Genomic DNA, 17,439 nt, shown 5'->3' with positions numbered 1-17,439 from the left:
CAGTTCGGTTTTAAGGGAAGCTTACAGGACGGGTGCAACTCAAAGAGCGCCAACCACTACAAAACCAGCTTTGCCCGGTGTGCAAGAAAGGAAAATTGGTGACACTTACTACTTTTATGGCACGAGGCCCACCAAGATACTGGATGGAAAAACTAAGAAAACAATCAAATAAATGAGTATGAAAAACGATCCTTCCGGGCGTAACAGGAAACCTATGGCCCAAAGCGATCAAAATGATAGTAAATCCCGTAAGTCCCAGTAAAAAAATATAGTAAAAAGCAGTGGCATCATCGATTAATAGCAAAAACCTGAAATTGCGCATAGAGCTTAGCTGCCTTACCTAACAAATTTGACCTCCGAAAAACATATTAATCCCCATATATGGCTGACCGGCAAAGAACCGGTTTAGTCAACAGTGCGTTCATGTTGGGCCGTACCGGCCACACGAACGCTTAGTTATTAGCAAACGGTTTTCAGACTTTTAAGTTTAGCCCATTAAAAAAATGATCCAAATTTCTTAAAGAATCCTTCTCAACCAGGTCTTTGAAGATTGTTATTCTTCCTTTATTAGTTTCAACTTTGTAGGAATTTTTAAATTTTCTCACCTTTTTAATTTCATTGATATTTATTTTTTTGGGGATTGGAAAATGTTTTGTCAGAGTGTTATTATCGATTGTTAAATACTGATGTTTTTTATCGTAAAAATAAGATCCAGCTTGTAAAAGTCCGACAATAATCCAGGCATAATTAAAAATAGAATCTGAATTAATTGAAACAGCAAAAATTCCTATGATTATCATAAAGGATCCGTAAACCAAATTACTTTTCAACCTACTATTTTCGTACTTAATTTTCATAATTGTATTTTTTATTTTGAACTGTTTGCTAACGTCCCGTATAAAAACAGTGCGGCGATTGTCGGCGATGATTTTCCGCAGGAAAATCAGACGCAGCAAGTACGCACAGACCTACGATTCGACACTAAGATAGCATTGTTTTTATACATTGTTGTCAATCCGTAGCGACATAGCCGAGGGAGCACGAAAGATTTGCCGTTCCGTTTTTTCCGTTTGCTTTGTTTTTAATTTGAGAAATTTTTAATCTTTTGTCTTTCTATTTGTTTTATCCGCAACAGTGATGAAATTCTTTTTTGCGGCTGAGTTGGATCCGTAACTTTACAATCTCGCTTCCTTAATTAATCTTTCGAGTTCTGATTTATCAATTTCCAGTCCGCAAGAGTGATGAATTAAATCTGCGGCTGAGTAAAAGTCCGCTTTAAATGGAATCTACTGTTTTCTCTTTTTTACTTTTATATCTCAAAGAAGCAGATATTATAAAAGCTGGAGTTATAAAAACTCCTACCAATGTTTTAATATCTATCAGTTCATAAAAACCGACAATTATGGAAATAAATAATATTGCGTTTAAAATGTAGTAACCTACTTTATTAATTTTCATTTGTTTTCATTTTATATTTTGGTCAGGAGCTATGGTTGACAACGTCTCGTATAAAAACTGTGCGAGCTGGCCAGCGTGATTGTCCGCAGGACAATCAGGCGTTGCAAGCGAGCACGGAGTGTCGATTCAAGACAGGTTTGAGCATTGTTTTTATATGCTGTTGGCAACAGTTTTAATCCGTCACGGCAATATTCACCGTAATATAATCCGTTTCTCCGGACTTGAATTTCAACTCATATTCTCCAGGAGTTGAGGGAGTAAATTCATAAACTGCAATTATGGTTGGTATATCTTGGGTACAAATACATCCCTCATACTTTGCCTGAACCTCTATTACTTTTGATTGTTCACTTCCGCTCTCAACGAATTTTCCGAATTCCCCGCATCCATTGTAGACTGAGAATTTTACTTCAATTTCTACTGTCTCATTTACCTTCCCTGAAGATGGGGCATTAACCTCTTTTACATTTTCTGGTCTGTAACCGATACATTCCTCCGAATCATCATCTGAACAGGAAATTAATGAGGCAAGAAGGAAAAATAATAATACTCTAGTTTTCATCATTTTTGGTTTTAATTGTTGCCAACGTCCCGTATAAAAACAGTGCGAGCTGGCGAGCTTGATTGTCCGCAGGACAATCAGGCGTTGCAAGCGAGCATGGAGTTTAAATTCAAAACCTAAGTAAGCATTGTTTTTATATGTTGTTAGCAAACGGTGTTTTGTCCGCTGGCAGATCCAACTTCGAAAGGATTCGCTCGAGTTCGATTAAAGACTTTTCATCAACCACCCCCGAATTAATAGTTAATTCCTCCGTGTCAGTTTTTAAGATATAATCACCAGCGAATTTTTTAATCCAGTTTATATCGGATAGGTAGAGTTTTTTTCCAGAAAGAGAATTTTTCTTGATCGATTTATCATCGATGGTCAGGTATTGATTGCTTTTTTCGTAAAAAAAACTACTCCAGTAGAGTATTGCTATTACTAAAAATCCGTAATCCATCCAGTTATTTTCAACGGAATAGTTCAAATTAAGAAAACCTAAAATTGTCCATAGAATTCCAAAAATAAGGTATCGATTGAACCGCTTTTTCTTGTATTTTATTTTCATTTTTTTACTGTTTGCTAACGTCCCGTATAAAAAATAGTGCGAGCTGGCGAGCTTGATTGTCCGCAGGACAATCAGGCGTTGCAAACAAGCAGGGATTTTCGAATTGAGACAGGTTTGAGCATTTTTTTTATACAGTGTTGTGTGCTGGCTTTATTTAATCCGTTTTAGTTTTAATGTATAGTCGAATTGGCTGCTACCACTCTCAGCTGCTAGGTTTTCTTTGAATTCTATTATTTCGAATTTGTCTTGAATGCCATTTTGATTTTGAACTAATAAATTAATCTCACCATCAATCTCTTTTATCAGAAGTTGAAAATAATCTTCATCTTTGGAGGCCAATTTTGTCGGTGGTTCATTACAATAGTCCGCAACTTCAAGTCTGAATTTATTCCATTCATAGAAAGTCCAGTCTATTGTTTGGCAATAATCTCTTTTATAACTTCGAGCAGTATTTAAAATCAAAGTATCCCTCGTCCCATAATCATTCTCACTATTGTCGTAAAACCAAGAGTTAGTTGCATTTGGCACAAATTCTCGAGATTTAGTCAATGTTTCCTGCAGAATTTCTCTTAGTTCATTTTTCGATACTGTCTGTCCGCAAATCGATGTTACACTTCCAATTAGGAAAATTAATATTGTCAGTTTTACTTTCATTATGATTCGTTTTGCTTGCACACAACGTCCCGTATAAAAACTGTGCGAGTTGGCGAGCGTGATTGTCCGCAGGACAATCCTCTAAGCAAGCGAGCACTAATCTTGGATTCAAGAATAAATTAAGCATTGTTTTTATATAATGTGTGTGCCCAGCATGGGCATCTTTTCTTTCACCGAAAGGTAAAAGATTAATCTAAAGGGTGCAAGTCCCTTATGGGCGGGGGTGACGCCTTGAACCATTAGTAAGCCGCAAGGTTGCCAACTGCGAAGTTGGGACTGAAGGAAGCGGGACTACAAACCCTGGTACTGACGAACAGGAACCGGATATGAGGCTACAAGGTTGGATGAGCAAGCACATCATTGTGATGTCCTAAACATTTCTTTCGAAATGAATACCGAAATAGTAGATCCGGCAGGAATCAGGGGAAAGAAGATGTTCTTACCTGGGGAGATCTCCATAGCCACGGAATGGCTTGATGGAGAAGTCAGCCGAAGTCATAGTAGCCGGCCACCTGATAAGCCGGTGAAGGACTGAACGATAATGGTCTTTAATGAACCTTGGAGTTATTTTATGTTACGGGATAGCCTTCCGGTAAAATAATAGCCTTCGATCAAGCGAGACAACAAATTTGTTTTAGTATTAATGATTAAAGAATTAACAAGTAAAAAGAACCTAAACCAAGCCTTCCGTCAGGTGTACCGAAACAAAGGGGCAGCAGGTATAGATAACGTTCAAATAACAGGACTCCAATCTATTCTAAAAGCTCACGGTAAACAATACGCCCGGCAGATAGAACGAGGGGAATATCAGGTGTCTTCAGTACTGGGGGTTGAAATACCAAAAAGCAACGGGAAGAAACGTTTACTCGGTATTCCCACGGTTGTCGACAGGGTATTTCAGCAAGCATTACATCAGGTTTTGCAACCAGTATTTGAGCCAGACTTCCAAAAGTACAGTTATGGGTTCAGACCAAACCGCAATGCCCATCAGGCCGTTGCACAGAGCCTTGAAAATATCAATTCTGGCTACCAAAACATCGTCGATATTGATTTAAAGAGCTTCTTTGATGAAGTGGCCCACGATGTCCTGTTAGACTTGATATTCAAAAAGGTAAAATGCCGGGCTACTTTAAAGTTATTGCGGTCATTTTTGAGAGCTCCGATACAAATTAACGGCAAGTTGCATAAACGCAGGAAAGGAGTCCCACAAGGTTCTCCCTTAAGTCCTTTGCTCTCCAATATTCTGCTCAATGAGCTGGATAAAGAACTGGAAAGGCGTGGACATCGCTACGTGAGATATGCCGATGATTTTAGTATTTACGTTCGAAGTAAACCCGCTGCGAAACGCGTAGGTAATAGTATCTACAAATTTCTGCGGGATAAACTCCAGCTTCCAATCAATAGGAAGAAAAGCGGAATACGTAAGCCTTTAACCTTTCAGGTACTGGGATTTGGTTTTGTGCCAACCTACAAGAAAGGAGAAAAGGCAAAGTATCAACTTGTGGCAGAAGCGTCAAAATGGGATACATTTAAGGCTAAACTTAAATATATTACCAAAAAGACCACTCCTGCAAGCTTTGAAGAACGTATCCACAGAATCAATTTATTGCTAAGGGGCTGGATAAACTACTTCAAACCGGCATCCATTCTAGGAAAGCTTAAAAAGCTGGAAGAATGGTTAAGGAATCGTTTACGATATTGCATTTGGCATCACTGGAAAAAGCCCGAACGAAAACGGAAAAACCTTATTCGGTTGGGAATTAATCCAGACCAGGCTTATGCCTGGAGTCGTACCCGAATGGGCGGCTGGGCAGTGGCTCAAAGTCCCATTCTGCGTACCACCATCACCGTAAAACGCTTAAAAATGAAAGGTTATGTTAGTCTAATCGAATACTACAATAGATGAGTTTCATTGTTGAACCGCCGTATGCGAGACCCGCACGTACGGTGGTGTGAGGGGTGCACTCCGTCATTTGATGACGGAGCCATCCACTCGATTGTGTGACGTGGTTCTTCTTAAAATAAACATCTCATTAGCTTATCAATTTTCGCAATCAGCAACGAAATAATCGAGGATTTGTCAAGTCATTCTTCCAATACTCAAATTTTAAGGTAACTCCTCAACGTTCTTCGATATTGTTGGGTAAAAAGGAATCCAAGTGATAAGTAGCAGAATTATTAGAAAGAGAACATTGATACCTCTATCCGCTAAAATTGAAGATGCTATGAATCCGCCTAATATAATTCCATTAATAAAAAATGCAAATGCAATTGTATGGACTGCTTTTATTTTAAAAAGTAATTTTCCTATTCTTAAATCTTTCATCTTATTTATTTGTGAATTATTACTATAAAATTGCAATGTAAAACTACATCTATATTTGATTTATGAGGTCATATTTTGCCTTTCTACCATCTTTCAATGGCACACAACGTCTCGTATAAAAACAGTGCGAGCTGGCGAGCGTTATTGTCCGAAGGACAATCAGCGAAGCAAGCAAGCACGAAATTTGGATTTGAGACAGGTTTTAGCATTGTTTTTATATATTGTTGGCAACTGGCTTTTTACCGTACCAAAAGTTTTTTAAGTCCATTCAACATTAAAAATCCGATCAGTAAGTATAGATAAATAAAAATCGCAAAAACCGATGCAGTAATTGGAGTAGCGATCAGTAAAACTAATAGTCCGGCAAATCCGTAATAATCTTTACCATTTAAGGTAACAGGTTCAATTCCTGCAATGGTCAGTAATCCAAAAATGATCGTGAATGGTAAAATTCCGAAAAGAAAGGTAATAAAAAGTCGGCTAAAGGTTGAAGGCGGCTTTTCCGAGTATTTTTCTAAAAATTTTTTGATTTTCAATGGTCAGTTATTTTAATTTTCAGCTTGTTGCCAACGTCCCGTATAAAAACAGTGCGGCGATTGCCAGCGATGATTTTCCGTAGGAAAATCAGATGCAGCAAGTACACACAGACTTTCGATTCGAGATTAAGATAGCATTGTTTTTATACAGTGTTGCAAAATAGTGCCGCCCGCCTGAGTGAGCCCCCCTGTTGCTCTCCGTTTTCTTTTTTACTTGTTTTTGGTCCAGTTACCAGTATTTTATAAAAAAGCTACATTGGATTCTTCCATCCGTGTATTGCGTGTTCAAGTGTCCAGTCCAAGAATATTATTAATAAAATAATTAGCGCAATAATTGCAACTATATTGAAAAGCTTGACTTTCTTTTTTTTCATACTAATATGTAATGGTTTTATTCCTGATATTAATCGAGTCCGCTGTGATTTATTTAAAATTACAAATTTCCTTACCTCTTAAAAAAGCCAAATTTTCGTCCGTTTTTTTCTCCATCTGAGTGAGAAAATCCGTTGAAAATTATTCTTTGAAACCCAATTTATCTTACTTCTCTAAAATGATACTTTTTGCGCTTTTTTTTCTCCGCCCGAGTAAGTAATCCGTCGTAATTTTTCTTGAAAACCTCACTTTTTCTTTCCTTCCAAAAATGATGTTTTAGAGATTCATTATACTTGAGTCAGTTTTTATTTTCTCTGCGTTTTGTTTGTCAGCGGCATTTTTTGCAACGGTCTCGTATAACCGCAGTTATGGAGTTAAAGTTACTTAATTTTTAGGATTAGCACAGGAGTTAGCAATTCCGAGTGGATTCGGACGTAGTCGAATCCGCCGTAATTGCGGTTATACATTGTTGTACACCGTTTTTATTCACGTTTCTCAAGTTCCGTTTCTAATTCAATTCTGTCTTTTTTAATCATTCGCCTACCTTTATTATACTTGGCATTCTTTTCGCCTTCGATTAGTTCTTCGATAAGAAATTGAAGTTCGGAATTTGTCAATTCCTTTGGCGTTTTAGTATAAATACTTTCGTCAATTTCTGATGCTTCCAGTTGAGAATTTTCTAATTCATTAATTCTTTCAGTCGGTTTTTCAGTTTCTACTTCGATTAATTCATAGCCAGATTTTGGCAATTCTGTTTTTCCGATAGTTTGCAGATAATCATTTAAAATCCGTTTTTCTACAAAGATTCTTCCTCCGCCAAATTTGTGTCGGTCAGACATATTTTTTTTAACTCCAGAAATCCAGTATTCATTTCCAGATTCAACTTCATAATAGTTTCCGCCTGAAATTCCAGTTCCATTTAAACTTTGAAATCCTTTACCATCAAAATAAACTGTTTTTCCGCTTTTAGAGAATGAAACGAGTCCAATCCAAGCGGTTCCGTTATCCGAAAATCCACTCTTTAATTCTATGTATTTTATTTCTGTTCTCAATGTTTTTTTAAATGGTGTACAACGTCCCGTATAAAAAATAGTGCGAGCTGGCGAGCTTGATTGTCCGTAGGACAATCAGGCGTTTCAAGCGAGCACGGACATCCGATTCGAGATAGGTTTTAGCATTGTTTTTATATACTGTTGTGGTGCGTTTTCTGGTTTCTATTTTCTATTAATTCTATCAGAGCCTGTTTTGCTTCTGGAACTAGTTCTTGATTTAACTTGTCTTCAATTTCTGGGTCGCTCAATTCAGAAAATTTTTCTTTGAACCGTTTTATTTTTCTATCGTAATACTCCTGTTCTTCTTCCTCACTTTTTTGAATGGATCGGAAATATAAATCACTAATGCGTTCTCTATATTTAATTAAATAAACCACTAAAAAAATAAATGGTAATATCTGTATTGGAAAGAAAATAAAATAGAAGGCGAAAATGTAAGTAGAAAAAGCAATTAAATTTAAAGTTCCTAAAATCAATGTAATACCGAAAAAGTATCTATATAACCTTCTGTCAGTGAAAAAGAATATGCCACAAACCATTAATAATGATAATCCAATATATTGTCGGTAATTAAAAGTGTAATCGGTCAACAGAACTTGAAGAACTGAAACAAGTCCGATAATAGATAAGATTGCGAATGGTAAAAATTCTTTGACTTCCTTTGTTTTCATATGTGTTTTATTTTAATGCACCACAACGTCCCGTATAAAAACTGTGCGAGCGGGCAAGCTTGATTGTCCGCAGGACAATCCGCTATGCAAGCGAACACGGGGTTTCGATTCAAGAACAAATTGAGCATTGTTTTTATATATTGTTGGCAACTGGCTTTATTTCAGTGTTTTTATCGATTCATCAAAAAGTTCTTTATCAGCTGGTGAAACATTTAGATAGCCAATAAACTCTTCACCTACTTTTATTTCTTTCCAAAAAAGTCCATTGTCCTGTTGTCCGTGAACAATTGTATCTTTTTTCTTATTCAAAAGATCAAATCCCAGCCAACCTATAGTTTCATAGTTCTTGAAATTTGGAGTTGCGATAGCGTCATCATTGGTATAATAAATTATTGAAGAGTCCGCATAAACAACTCTAAATCCGTGTCCGTGCCCTCCGAATTCTTGGAGTATTGTCTTTTCGTTTTCCTCAAGATCGGGTACTCGAATCGTGTAGGTTTTTCTAATTCCAGTATCTTCTGGTTTAAAAACTATTTTTTCTTTTTCTAATCCGTTATTTATGCTTCCACAGCCAATAATGGTCAGAAGAAATAAAGCGAATATGAAATGTTGTCTTTTCATTTTTCGGAGCTTGTTGCCAACGTCTCGTATAAAAACTGTGCGAGCGGGCGAGCGTCATTGTCCGTAGGACAATCCGCTGAGCAAGCGAGTACGGAATCTCGATTTGAGACAGGATTAAGCATTGCTTTTATATATTGTTGTGCAAAGTTTTTATTCACAGTCTACTGCTTTTAAGCTAAAGGTTCCATCTTCATTTTTTGCCATTTCGTACCCATTATCCAACATTGGTTGGAAATCAGACCGCCCCTTTAAATGCCAAAGTAAGTATCCGAAATCACATTTTTTAATTCTGTCTTTGCTTTTTTCGTATTTTGCAATTTCAATCAGTTCTTTAGAAAATCTAGATGGCGAGTGAATTAGTAAGATAAGTGGATTGAAATCAATTGAATCTTTTGAAAATTTCTTTAACCTTTGAGCGGAAGGAAAACCGTACTTTTGCGTTATTTCAATCATACGTTCTGTATGGATTTGGTCCATAGGATTAATATAGGTGTTCCAAATTTTGTTTTTTAAAGAATCAGAATTTACAGGAGTGAAATTACTTCGATTGTCCCTCATTTCTTTACTTAAACTTTCGATGCTGTCAGTTATATTTTTATCAAAAGTCTGAAAATGTAAGTATTCCCGAGTTGCTTGATCATAGTGATACATAAATTTTATTTCTTCAACTATACCTGCTATATCCTTTTCCAGTAATTCGTCTTTATTAGACTGGCTATAGAAATTAAGGCTTGTTAACGTAAATACTGTAATCAGTAAGATTTTATTCATAGTTCTTATTAATTTAAATTTTGCACAACGTCCCGTATAAAAACTGTGCGAGCTGGAGAGCGTGATTGTCCACAGGAAATTCCACTAGCAAGCGTACAGGGAGTTTTGAAATGGGAATGAATTAGAGCATTGTTTTTATATAATGTTACCTGTAGTCTTTTCTAGTTGAACCATTCTAAAATTCTCCCTTTTAAATCACCTTTAGGCGAAATTTCAAACTCAGGAGTAATACCATTCCAGTATTCTTTCTTTGTATGATCTGCCATTACTCCCGAAGTCATTATTAATATGTCGTTGTTTTTAAGATGAATAGTATTATTGGACGTTGTATAACCTGCGGTTTCGTCACCAAAAAATTTAATGTTTGGATTGCTCATTAATGCAATAGCTGTTGCTTCTCCTGAACTAGCGGTATTGTTATTTATTAAAACAGCAACCTTTAAATTTTTATTCTTAAGTTTATACTCAATTGGTTCCTCAATAAACTTTTTTGTTTTATTCGAGGAGCCGTCAAATATTTGATTTTCTTCTTTCTTCCATACCTGCCATTTATTCTCAATTAAGAAATGTCCAAGAATTTTATTTTCCAAAAAAGGTGTAAGTGAAATAAGCATTGGCCACATATTTCCCCCATTATTTTTTCGTAAATCAATTACCCAACCTTTTAAATTTTTAGAATCCTCTTTTTTTATATTTTGGAGATTCTCATTAATATATTCTGCGCCTTTTTTTAAAGTTTCATCCAGACTAGTTCTGGAATTTATAAAAGATTCAAGATTTATATACCCTAAATTTTCATCAGCTTCGAATGGCTGGACTTCTTCATAGTTATAAGTATCCTTTCCAACTGGGGATAAGTATTTTTTTAAGGATTGATCATAATACATTGAATGTTTTTCACCATTTAAAGTTAATGCCGTGATGACTGCAGAATCCTTTGAAAATTCAGCACTTTTCCAAACCTGTTTTTCAAATGATTCCCAGTCTATTGAATCTTTGTAGATAGACTTTTTCTCAAATTCCCTTATCATTTTTTTGATAGATTTCTTATCATCTTTTGAAAGCTCATTATTTTGAGAATGAACATTTTGAAAATTCATTATGATTGCAAATAAAATTATAATTCTATTCATTTTGATTAACGTTATTTAAGTTTTTAAAAAATAATGTATTAGCTTCTGTTCGCATTTTACTCTTCTAGGATTGTAGATTACAGGTAACGGTAAAGTATAAGCGTAGTGCGGGATTAGAAGCACTTCACTTTCGGTTTAACCATATGTTGTTTAATATTCATTTTGTTTAATTTAGCACTTTCACCCGCATTACGCTTATACAATGTTGTAGGGCGTTTTTCTTCTTTCATTCAATACGTTTTAGTTCCATAATGTGCGTGTCTGTGGCAATTCGGGCAAAGTCCAATCGCATTCTCAACGGTGTCGTCTCCACCTTCAGCTAATGGTATTTTATGGTGTACTTCTAAATATGGACTTTCGTCTGTGTCCTTTAAAAAAGGTGCTTTCTCATTACAACGTTCACAATTTCCATTCGCTCGTTCCAATACTTCCGCAACAACATATGGATTTCTAATAAAAACTGTCTGACTAACAATCGTTTTCTTTGGTTTTGGGTCTGATTTTTTAAGTCGTGTTTGTCTCTGTTTATGATTGAGTTTCCTTGCCTTTTCTATTTCAGATTTTTCGTCTTCGATAAACTCATTCAAAGTTGGCAAGTCTGTAAGTTCATAAATTGGTTGACTTACATTGTCTGAATAGATTTCGGCTAAATATTCAACCGCTCCCCTTGAATGAGCGGCTCTCATTTGGGGCATTTGGTAAGTTTTGATAGCTTCTCTAATAAAGTCCTTATTACTTGATTTAAAAAAGTCCAAATATTTTTCTGCTTGGTCGAGAGGTAAAAGACAACCAATACTATTTTTAGTTTTAGCAAGGCAGTCTGGAACTTTGTCAATATCATCTGAATGGACTCTTTCTCGTCCAATGTGTCCACGATACTTAACTGGGATTTCGTAATTGGCAATTATCGGTTTGAGTGTTGTTCTGTCGCAGAGTATTAAAAGTTCATTCTTATAAATCTGTATGCAATACTCGTGTCCTGTGTTAAACCTAATAAAATTACCGTTTTTGTCAAGGTTTAAATTCCATTTCTGGCTGTTAAGTATGTCGGCATAGCTAATGGCATCACTTAAAAACTCAATCAGTTTCATTCTTGTCGATTCGTCAGGAAGTAGTTTTTCAAAAACCATTCTTGCGTCTTCGATATTGTTTCTGTCGATTTTTGCCATTTAGTTTCGTGTCGTTTTAAATGCCCTACAACGTCCCGTATAAAAACTGTGCGAGCTGGCGAGCTTGATTGTCCGCAGGACAATCCGCTGAGCAAGCGAGCACAAAGTTTCGATTCAAGACCAAAATAAGCATTGTTTTTATACATTGTTGCCTACTTTTGCAGCACGTTTGAGTAAGCAGGTTTTTAATTATTTTTTACAATATCGGCTCAGAAAAAAGTCCGCTGGATATTTTCTATATTTTATTAAATATGAGTGAGAAAATCCGCTTTTTTATCCGTTCTGCTTTTTAGTCCGATTTGTTTTTTCCCAAAATCCTTTATAAGGTTTAGAACCGTACTGCTATTCAAATCTGCCTTTTTCAATCAGATTTATTTTTATTTTTTTTCCTTTCACGAATTGTTATAACCATTGCTACAATTAAAAATATACTTGATGTAACTCGCAACCAAAATCCTACATCCATTTCATCAGATGTGAAAATAAAATTTAGACCTATCAAGATAATACTAACGATTATAATTATTAATGGTAAATTTTCTTTTTTCATCCGTTTTGTTTTTCTGCAATTGTAGGCAACGTCCCGTATAAAAACAGTGTGAGCTGGCGAGCTTGATTGTCCGCAGGACAATCAGGCGTTGCAAGCGAGCACGGACTTTCGATTCGAGACTAATTTAAGCATTGTTTTTATACGTTGTTACCCACTTTTGCGACACATTAGAGTAAGCACGTTCACTAAAGCCGCATTTCATTAGCGGGAGAGTAAAAGTCCGCTGATTTAAGCCTTCTTGGCGGATTGAATAATCAAGTCCAATAAATTAGTGCTGCTTATCAGTCCGATCAGCCACATTTCAATTTGTTCTAATAAAACAAAAGCGATTTTTAAAATTTTGAGCTTTCTTTTTGATCTCTTTTTATTTGAGAATATAATCCAGCAATTATTATTACAGCAACCGCTATACTTACAGCTTTACCATTAGTTTCATTATAAATTAAATAACTACCAATTACCCATAAACAGAATGAGACCAATCCAATAATTTTCACTTTTGTAGACATATTTTTCAATTTAAATTTTTAATTCTATTTCGGAGCAATTGTGGGTAACGGCCGTGGCTAAGAAACGTGCGGGTTTTGGAACACGTATCTGTCAACTGAAAACCAATTTTTATTTAATGTACTAAACTTCATTTTCCCCTGTCAGCCCGCATGTTTTCTTAGCCTTTGTTGGGCACTGTTTTTTATTCTTTTTTGTCATAGCTTGCAGGAAACTTCTCCTTGCCGTAAATCCATAAAAACTTGTCAATCTCTTTTAAATTATGCCTTGTCAGGTTGTAATGGTCGGCAAAGTCCTCAATGATTTTCTTGAATTTACTAAAGTCCTTTAGGTCAGATTGTCTAAAGGTTGAAAACTTGTCTTTCCGTTTGTAAGCCATTAAAACCTTGTCAACGAAACTGTCATAAATGGCGTAATTGTCTCTGTTGTGCCAATTGCAATATTTTGTTGCAAAGGAATAGAAGTTAATTTCCTTATTGTTCTTTTTTGTCCTGATGTCGTGTCCTGTGGCAATTTGATGAACAATGTCAGGGTCGCCCGTTTTTAGTCCTTTGTCAATGTCGCATTGTTGAATGTGCTTTGCCATTTTGAAAGTCCCAAGAATGTTCGTACTGTACAGGTCATTGATAACGCTCAATTTCAGGAGGATGTCCTCTAATTTTTTGTTGTCGGGAAATGCGTCAAAGAGATTGATTATGGCTTGGTCAGCAGGATAGTATCTCTCGTCATTGTTGAATTGGTCAATGTACTTGTCAACTAGGTCGTTTGTCGGTGTTTGAAGCTCAATCATTCTTGTTTTTTTCAAATAGTGCCCAACGTTGATCTAACTGCCGTAGTCGCATTTTTGCGGCTATTGCAGTTAGATGGTGTTGTATGCTGTTTATCTTATCTGCCAGGATCAGGTTAACAGAGACTGTTGATTGAAGCGCAAAAATAAAAATACTTCTTTTAAGGTCCGTGCCCCGTTTACATTGTGTTTAGAAGTAGATCTAAACATCCGTGAAATAAGGGGAGGGCTTTTCAAATTGTCCGTATAGCTAAAGTAAAAAATTAAGGGAGTTGCCCCATAGACTATTTCCAAAACTTCAACTACCTTAACCTCAAGTATTAGTAACGTGATAACGTTTGGATAGTTAAAAAACTCTCCACGATCTCATCGCTAAATACTTGGGGACACTACCAAAAAGTATGTCCTTCTCTTTCCTTTAGCTATACCTCCTAAAATCAGCCCAGGATCCTCAAAAGAAGACCATTCGCTGCCAGCAATAGTATACAACGTTTAGTATATGCAAAGTAGGCGATTGCGGGCTTCAAACTTATCAAACCGAGATGAAGTTGAAGCGAGCTACAACCGTTGAATTTACTGCTATTTCGCCTATTTTGTATATACATTGTGTGTGCCCAGCATGGGCATCTTTTCTTTTACCGAAAGGTAAAAGATTAATCTAAAGGGTGCAAGTCCCTTATGGGCAGGGGTGACGCCTTGAACCATTAGTAAGCCGCAAGGTTGCCAACTGCGAAGTTGGGACTGAAGGAAGCGGGACTACAAACCCTGGTGCTGACGAACAGGAACCGGATATGAGGCTACAAGGTTGGATGAGCAAGCACATCATTGTGATGTCCTAAACATTTCTTTCGAAATGAATACCGAAGTAGTAGATCCGGCAGGAATCAGGGGAAAGAAGATGTTCTTACCTGGGGAGATCTCCATAGCCACGGGATGGCTTGATGGAGAAGTCAGCCGAAGTCATAGTAGCCGGTCACCTGATAAGCCGGTGAAGGACTGAACGATAATGGTCTTTAATGAACCTTGGAGTTATTTTATGTTACGGATAGCCTTCCGGTAGAATAATAGCCTTCGATCAAGCGAGACAACAAATTTGTTTTAGTATTAATGATTAAAGAATTAACAAGTAAAAAGAACCTAAACCAAGCCTTCCGTCAGGTGTATCGCAACAAAGGAGCAGCAGGTATAGATAACGTCCAAATAACAGGACTCCAATCTATTCTAAAAGCTCACGGTAAACAATACGCCCGGCAGATAGAACGAGGGGAATATCAGGTGGCTCCAATACTGGGAGTTGAAATACCAAAAAGCAACGGGAAGAAACGTTTACTCGGTATTCCCACGGTTGTCGACAGGGTATTTCAGCAAGCATTACATCAGGTTTTGCAACCAGTATTTGAGCCAGCCTTTCAAAATTATAGTTATGGATTCAGACCAAACCGCAATGCCCATCAAGCCGTTGCACAGAGCCTTGAAAATATCAATTCTGGCTACCAAAACATCGTCGATATTGATTTAAAGAGCTTCTTTGATGAAGTGGCCCACGATGTACTGTTAGACTTGATATTCAAAAAGGTAAAATGCCGGGCTACTTTAAAGTTATTGCGGTCATTTTTAAGAGCTCCGATACAAATTAACGGCAAGTTGCATAAACGCAGGAAAGGAGTCCCGCAAGGTTCTCCCTTAAGTCCTTTGCTCTCCAATATTCTGCTCAATGAGCTGGATAAAGAACTGGAAAAGCGAGGACACCGCTATGTAAGATATGCCGATGATTTTAGTATTTACGTTCGAAGTAAACCCGCTGCGAAACGCGTAGGTAATAGTATCTACAAATTTCTCCGGGACAAACTCCGGCTTCCAATCAATAGGGAGAAAAGTGGCATACGTAAACCTTTAACCTTTAAGGTATTGGGATTTGGTTTTGTACCAACCTACAAGAAAGGAGAAAAGGCCAAATACCAGCTTGTGGCAGAAGCGTCAAAATGGGAAATATTTAAGTCAAAACTTAAATATATTACCAAAAAGACAATTCCTGCAAGCTTTGAAGAACGTATCCACAGCATCAACTTATTGTTAAGGGGCTGGATCAATTACTTTAAACCGGCATCCATTCAGGGAAAGCTTAAGAAGCTGGAAGAATGGCTAAGGAATCGTTTACGGTATTGCATCTGGCATCACTGGAAAAAGCCCGAACGAAAACGGAAAAACCTTATTCGATTGGGTATTAATCCAGATCAAGCCTATGCCTGGAGTCGCACCCGAATGGGCGGCTGGGCTGTAGCCCAGAGTCCTATCTTGCGTACCACTATTACCATAAAACGCTTAAAAATGAAAGGTTATGTTGGTTTAATCGAATACTATAATCGATAAGTTTCATTATCGAACCGCCGTATACGAGACCCGTACGTATGGTGGTGTGAGAGGCGCACTCCGTCAATTAACGGCGGAGCCGTCTACTCGATTGGCAACTGACCCTATTTCGTCCATTCTATAATCCGGTTTTTATAATTTTCATACTTAAATCTATAGTTTAAATAATACAGGCATGTCCAACAAATAACTGTTATTATTGGAATTATGGAAATGATGACTTGAGTATTACCTACATCTCCATCCTGTTTTAGTAATGGGAAAAGAAAAATTATCATAAATAAAATGAGCATGATTGAAATATAGCCTAAAACTTTTTCGAATTTCATTCCAATTATACCTGTCAATAAATTAAAACCTTTAAGTTCTGAATAAATTTGAATTTTACTTTTAGAAAAATCAACGTGAAAAATAAGAGGTTCAGGAGTTTTTATTGTAACGATGTTTTCCTTCTCAGTAAAAACTTCATCGTATTTATTAAGATTTTCAATTAATTGTATTTTTTTCTCCATTTACTGTTTTTTATTTTATCTACAAATTATATTTGGTTTGTTGCCAACGTCCCGTATAAAAACTGTGCGAGCGGGCGAGCGTGATTGTCCGCAGGACAATCCGCTGAGCTAGCGAGCAATGATTTTCGATTCAAGACAAGATTTAGCATTGTTTTTATATATTGTTGCCAGCAGTATTTTTTTCGAGAGGCACTATTGAATCTTTAAAATTAACTCTCAAGTAGATTAAAGCCAGGATCATTATTAAAGCCACAAGGTTTATTAGAAGAAAGTGAGACTCAGAGTCATCCCGAAGGTAGATTATAGATGTCCCCGTAAAATATTCGTAGTCTATCCAAAAGTTATAATCCGAAGTGGCAGGTTTTTGGTATCCAAAACTAACATAAGGTCCGATAAAATAATACCAATAAATTCCAAAGAAACTAAACTGAAATAATTGTAATGCAAAATTAAAAATAGAAAGAGCGATGCCTATTGGTCTATTAAGAATCAAATGCGTTCCTGCATATATACATATACCAATTAGAATTAATAAAGGCAAGGTAACTGTGAGAAAACTAACCATTCCAACTTCTGCTAATCTATTAAAAAAGGCGTAAACTAATATCAATCCGCCTACGATTTGAATAACACCAATAAAAAGTCTTAGAATTTTATCCATTTATTTTTTCCTTTACCTGTTTGGTTATATTGCTGGCAACGTCTCGTATAAAAACTGTGCGAGCTGGCGAGCGGGATTGTCCTGTGGACAATCCGCAAAGCTAGCAAGCACGAAGTTTCGATTTGAGACAGGTTATAGCATTGTTTTTATATTTTGTGTGTGCCCAGCATGGGCATCTTT

Annotated in this window: 21 protein-coding genes; 2 read left to right on the top strand and 19 right to left on the bottom strand. The window is 36.6% G+C overall.

Going from position 1 to position 17,439, the window contains the following annotated elements; genetic code table 11:
- Positions 1 to 10: 10 nt before the first annotated feature.
- The 6 genes from FG27_RS19420 to FG27_RS14540 all read right to left on the bottom strand — a co-directional run bounded on the left by FG27_RS19420 (position 11) and on the right by FG27_RS14540 (position 3,221).
- Positions 11 to 304: a hypothetical protein gene (locus tag FG27_RS19420; protein ID WP_231563333.1), complete on the bottom strand. Its 294-nt coding sequence runs from the start codon at positions 302 to 304 to the stop codon at positions 11 to 13.
- A 169-nt stretch (positions 305 to 473) separates the two neighbouring features.
- The gene (locus FG27_RS14560; RefSeq protein ID WP_037320374.1) at positions 474 to 857 is read right to left on the bottom strand and encodes a hypothetical protein; all 384 of its coding nucleotides are present in this window, start codon (positions 855 to 857) and stop codon (positions 474 to 476) included.
- 418 nt (positions 858 to 1,275) lie between these two features.
- Complete coding sequence (locus FG27_RS14555) at positions 1,276 to 1,458, bottom strand: hypothetical protein (protein ID WP_037320373.1); 183 nt, start codon at positions 1,456 to 1,458, stop codon at positions 1,276 to 1,278.
- A gap of 172 nt (positions 1,459 to 1,630) precedes the next feature.
- Complete coding sequence (locus tag FG27_RS14550) at positions 1,631 to 2,023, bottom strand: hypothetical protein (RefSeq protein WP_231563332.1); 393 nt, start codon at positions 2,021 to 2,023, stop codon at positions 1,631 to 1,633.
- Positions 2,024 to 2,153: 130 nt separating this feature from the next.
- Positions 2,154 to 2,567 (bottom strand): hypothetical protein, encoded by a 414-nt coding sequence (locus FG27_RS14545; RefSeq protein WP_037320371.1) that lies wholly within the window; start codon positions 2,565 to 2,567, stop codon positions 2,154 to 2,156.
- A 150-nt stretch (positions 2,568 to 2,717) separates the two neighbouring features.
- Positions 2,718 to 3,221 (bottom strand): hypothetical protein, encoded by a 504-nt coding sequence (locus FG27_RS14540; protein WP_037320369.1) that lies wholly within the window; start codon positions 3,219 to 3,221, stop codon positions 2,718 to 2,720.
- Positions 3,222 to 3,864: 643 nt separating this feature from the next.
- Between FG27_RS14540 and ltrA (FG27_RS14535) the strand changes: the two genes are divergently transcribed.
- Positions 3,865 to 5,127: a group II intron reverse transcriptase/maturase gene (gene ltrA, locus FG27_RS14535; RefSeq protein WP_037320263.1), complete on the top strand. Its 1,263-nt coding sequence runs from the start codon at positions 3,865 to 3,867 to the stop codon at positions 5,125 to 5,127.
- Between the two features lie 201 nt (positions 5,128 to 5,328).
- Here the strand turns inward: ltrA (FG27_RS14535) and FG27_RS14530 are convergent, their stop codons facing one another.
- The 11 genes from FG27_RS14530 to FG27_RS14485 all read right to left on the bottom strand — a co-directional run bounded on the left by FG27_RS14530 (position 5,329) and on the right by FG27_RS14485 (position 13,719).
- Positions 5,329 to 5,547, bottom strand: a complete 219-nt coding sequence (locus tag FG27_RS14530; RefSeq protein WP_037320367.1) for a hypothetical protein — start codon at positions 5,545 to 5,547, stop codon at positions 5,329 to 5,331.
- A gap of 239 nt (positions 5,548 to 5,786) precedes the next feature.
- Positions 5,787 to 6,083 (bottom strand): hypothetical protein, encoded by a 297-nt coding sequence (locus tag FG27_RS14525; protein ID WP_037320365.1) that lies wholly within the window; start codon positions 6,081 to 6,083, stop codon positions 5,787 to 5,789.
- Between the two features lie 854 nt (positions 6,084 to 6,937).
- Entirely contained in the window at positions 6,938 to 7,507 is a 570-nt protein-coding gene (locus tag FG27_RS14520; protein ID WP_197051691.1) for a hypothetical protein, read from the bottom strand.
- 131 nt (positions 7,508 to 7,638) lie between these two features.
- Positions 7,639 to 8,178 (bottom strand): hypothetical protein, encoded by a 540-nt coding sequence (locus FG27_RS19160; RefSeq protein ID WP_156101240.1) that lies wholly within the window; start codon positions 8,176 to 8,178, stop codon positions 7,639 to 7,641.
- Between the two features lie 156 nt (positions 8,179 to 8,334).
- Complete coding sequence (locus tag FG27_RS14510) at positions 8,335 to 8,799, bottom strand: hypothetical protein (RefSeq protein WP_037320339.1); 465 nt, start codon at positions 8,797 to 8,799, stop codon at positions 8,335 to 8,337.
- A 150-nt stretch (positions 8,800 to 8,949) separates the two neighbouring features.
- Complete coding sequence (locus FG27_RS14505; RefSeq protein WP_037320361.1) at positions 8,950 to 9,570, bottom strand: hypothetical protein; 621 nt, start codon at positions 9,568 to 9,570, stop codon at positions 8,950 to 8,952.
- A gap of 161 nt (positions 9,571 to 9,731) precedes the next feature.
- Positions 9,732 to 10,703 carry a S41 family peptidase gene (locus tag FG27_RS14500; RefSeq protein ID WP_037320358.1) on the bottom strand — a complete coding sequence of 324 codons (972 nt, stop codon included), beginning with the start codon at positions 10,701 to 10,703 and terminating at the stop codon, positions 9,732 to 9,734.
- A 230-nt stretch (positions 10,704 to 10,933) separates the two neighbouring features.
- Entirely contained in the window at positions 10,934 to 11,872 is a 939-nt protein-coding gene (locus tag FG27_RS19285) for an HNH endonuclease signature motif containing protein (protein ID WP_051935869.1), read from the bottom strand.
- Between the two features lie 361 nt (positions 11,873 to 12,233).
- Complete coding sequence (locus FG27_RS14490; protein ID WP_037320356.1) at positions 12,234 to 12,422, bottom strand: hypothetical protein; 189 nt, start codon at positions 12,420 to 12,422, stop codon at positions 12,234 to 12,236.
- Positions 12,423 to 12,754: 332 nt separating this feature from the next.
- Positions 12,755 to 12,931: a hypothetical protein gene (locus FG27_RS19155; RefSeq protein ID WP_156101239.1), complete on the bottom strand. Its 177-nt coding sequence runs from the start codon at positions 12,929 to 12,931 to the stop codon at positions 12,755 to 12,757.
- 182 nt (positions 12,932 to 13,113) lie between these two features.
- Positions 13,114 to 13,719: a hypothetical protein gene (locus tag FG27_RS14485; protein ID WP_051935868.1), complete on the bottom strand. Its 606-nt coding sequence runs from the start codon at positions 13,717 to 13,719 to the stop codon at positions 13,114 to 13,116.
- Between the two features lie 1,104 nt (positions 13,720 to 14,823).
- Here FG27_RS14485 and ltrA (FG27_RS14480) point away from each other — a divergent pair.
- Positions 14,824 to 16,086 (top strand): group II intron reverse transcriptase/maturase, encoded by a 1,263-nt coding sequence (ltrA, locus tag FG27_RS14480; protein ID WP_037315631.1) that lies wholly within the window; start codon positions 14,824 to 14,826, stop codon positions 16,084 to 16,086.
- A gap of 104 nt (positions 16,087 to 16,190) precedes the next feature.
- Here the strand turns inward: ltrA (FG27_RS14480) and FG27_RS14475 are convergent, their stop codons facing one another.
- On the bottom strand, positions 16,191 to 16,598 hold the full coding sequence (locus tag FG27_RS14475) for a hypothetical protein (protein ID WP_037320352.1): 408 nt from the start codon (positions 16,596 to 16,598) through the stop codon (positions 16,191 to 16,193).
- 154 nt (positions 16,599 to 16,752) lie between these two features.
- Positions 16,753 to 17,259, bottom strand: coding sequence for a hypothetical protein (locus tag FG27_RS14470; protein WP_037320350.1), 507 nt, complete (start codon positions 17,257 to 17,259; stop codon positions 16,753 to 16,755).
- Positions 17,260 to 17,439 lie beyond the last annotated feature (180 nt).

This window comes from Salegentibacter sp. Hel_I_6 (genome assembly GCF_000745315.1).
GTDB lineage: Bacteria > Bacteroidota > Bacteroidia > Flavobacteriales > Flavobacteriaceae > Salegentibacter.
This window is presented reverse-complemented; position numbering and strand designations above follow the sequence as displayed.

Bases quoted from the DNA above. Each gene is read 5' to 3' on its own strand.
- FG27_RS14560 (WP_037320374.1), bottom strand. From the start codon at position 857: ATGAAAATTAAGTACGAAAATAGTAGGTTGAAAAGTAATTTGGTTTAC.
- FG27_RS14555 (WP_037320373.1), bottom strand. From the start codon at position 1,458: ATGAAAATTAATAAAGTAGGTTACTACATTTTAAACGCAATATTATTT.
- FG27_RS14550 (WP_231563332.1), bottom strand. From the start codon at position 2,023: ATGATGAAAACTAGAGTATTATTATTTTTCCTTCTTGCCTCATTAATT.
- FG27_RS14545 (WP_037320371.1), bottom strand. From the start codon at position 2,567: ATGAAAATAAAATACAAGAAAAAGCGGTTCAATCGATACCTTATTTTT.
- FG27_RS14540 (WP_037320369.1), bottom strand. From the start codon at position 3,221: ATGAAAGTAAAACTGACAATATTAATTTTCCTAATTGGAAGTGTAACA.
- ltrA (WP_037320263.1), top strand. From the start codon at position 3,865: ATGATTAAAGAATTAACAAGTAAAAAGAACCTAAACCAAGCCTTCCGT.
- FG27_RS14530 (WP_037320367.1), bottom strand. From the start codon at position 5,547: ATGAAAGATTTAAGAATAGGAAAATTACTTTTTAAAATAAAAGCAGTC.
- FG27_RS19160 (WP_156101240.1), bottom strand. From the start codon at position 8,178: ATGAAAACAAAGGAAGTCAAAGAATTTTTACCATTCGCAATCTTATCT.
- FG27_RS14510 (WP_037320339.1), bottom strand. From the start codon at position 8,799: ATGAAAAGACAACATTTCATATTCGCTTTATTTCTTCTGACCATTATT.
- FG27_RS14505 (WP_037320361.1), bottom strand. From the start codon at position 9,570: ATGAATAAAATCTTACTGATTACAGTATTTACGTTAACAAGCCTTAAT.
- FG27_RS14500 (WP_037320358.1), bottom strand. From the start codon at position 10,703: ATGAATAGAATTATAATTTTATTTGCAATCATAATGAATTTTCAAAAT.
- FG27_RS19285 (WP_051935869.1), bottom strand. From the start codon at position 11,872: ATGGCAAAAATCGACAGAAACAATATCGAAGACGCAAGAATGGTTTTT.
- FG27_RS14490 (WP_037320356.1), bottom strand. From the start codon at position 12,422: ATGAAAAAAGAAAATTTACCATTAATAATTATAATCGTTAGTATTATC.
- FG27_RS19155 (WP_156101239.1), bottom strand. From the start codon at position 12,931: ATGTCTACAAAAGTGAAAATTATTGGATTGGTCTCATTCTGTTTATGG.
- FG27_RS14485 (WP_051935868.1), bottom strand. From the start codon at position 13,719: ATGATTGAGCTTCAAACACCGACAAACGACCTAGTTGACAAGTACATT.
- ltrA (WP_037315631.1), top strand. From the start codon at position 14,824: ATGATTAAAGAATTAACAAGTAAAAAGAACCTAAACCAAGCCTTCCGT.
- FG27_RS14475 (WP_037320352.1), bottom strand. From the start codon at position 16,598: ATGGAGAAAAAAATACAATTAATTGAAAATCTTAATAAATACGATGAA.
- FG27_RS14470 (WP_037320350.1), bottom strand. From the start codon at position 17,259: ATGGATAAAATTCTAAGACTTTTTATTGGTGTTATTCAAATCGTAGGC.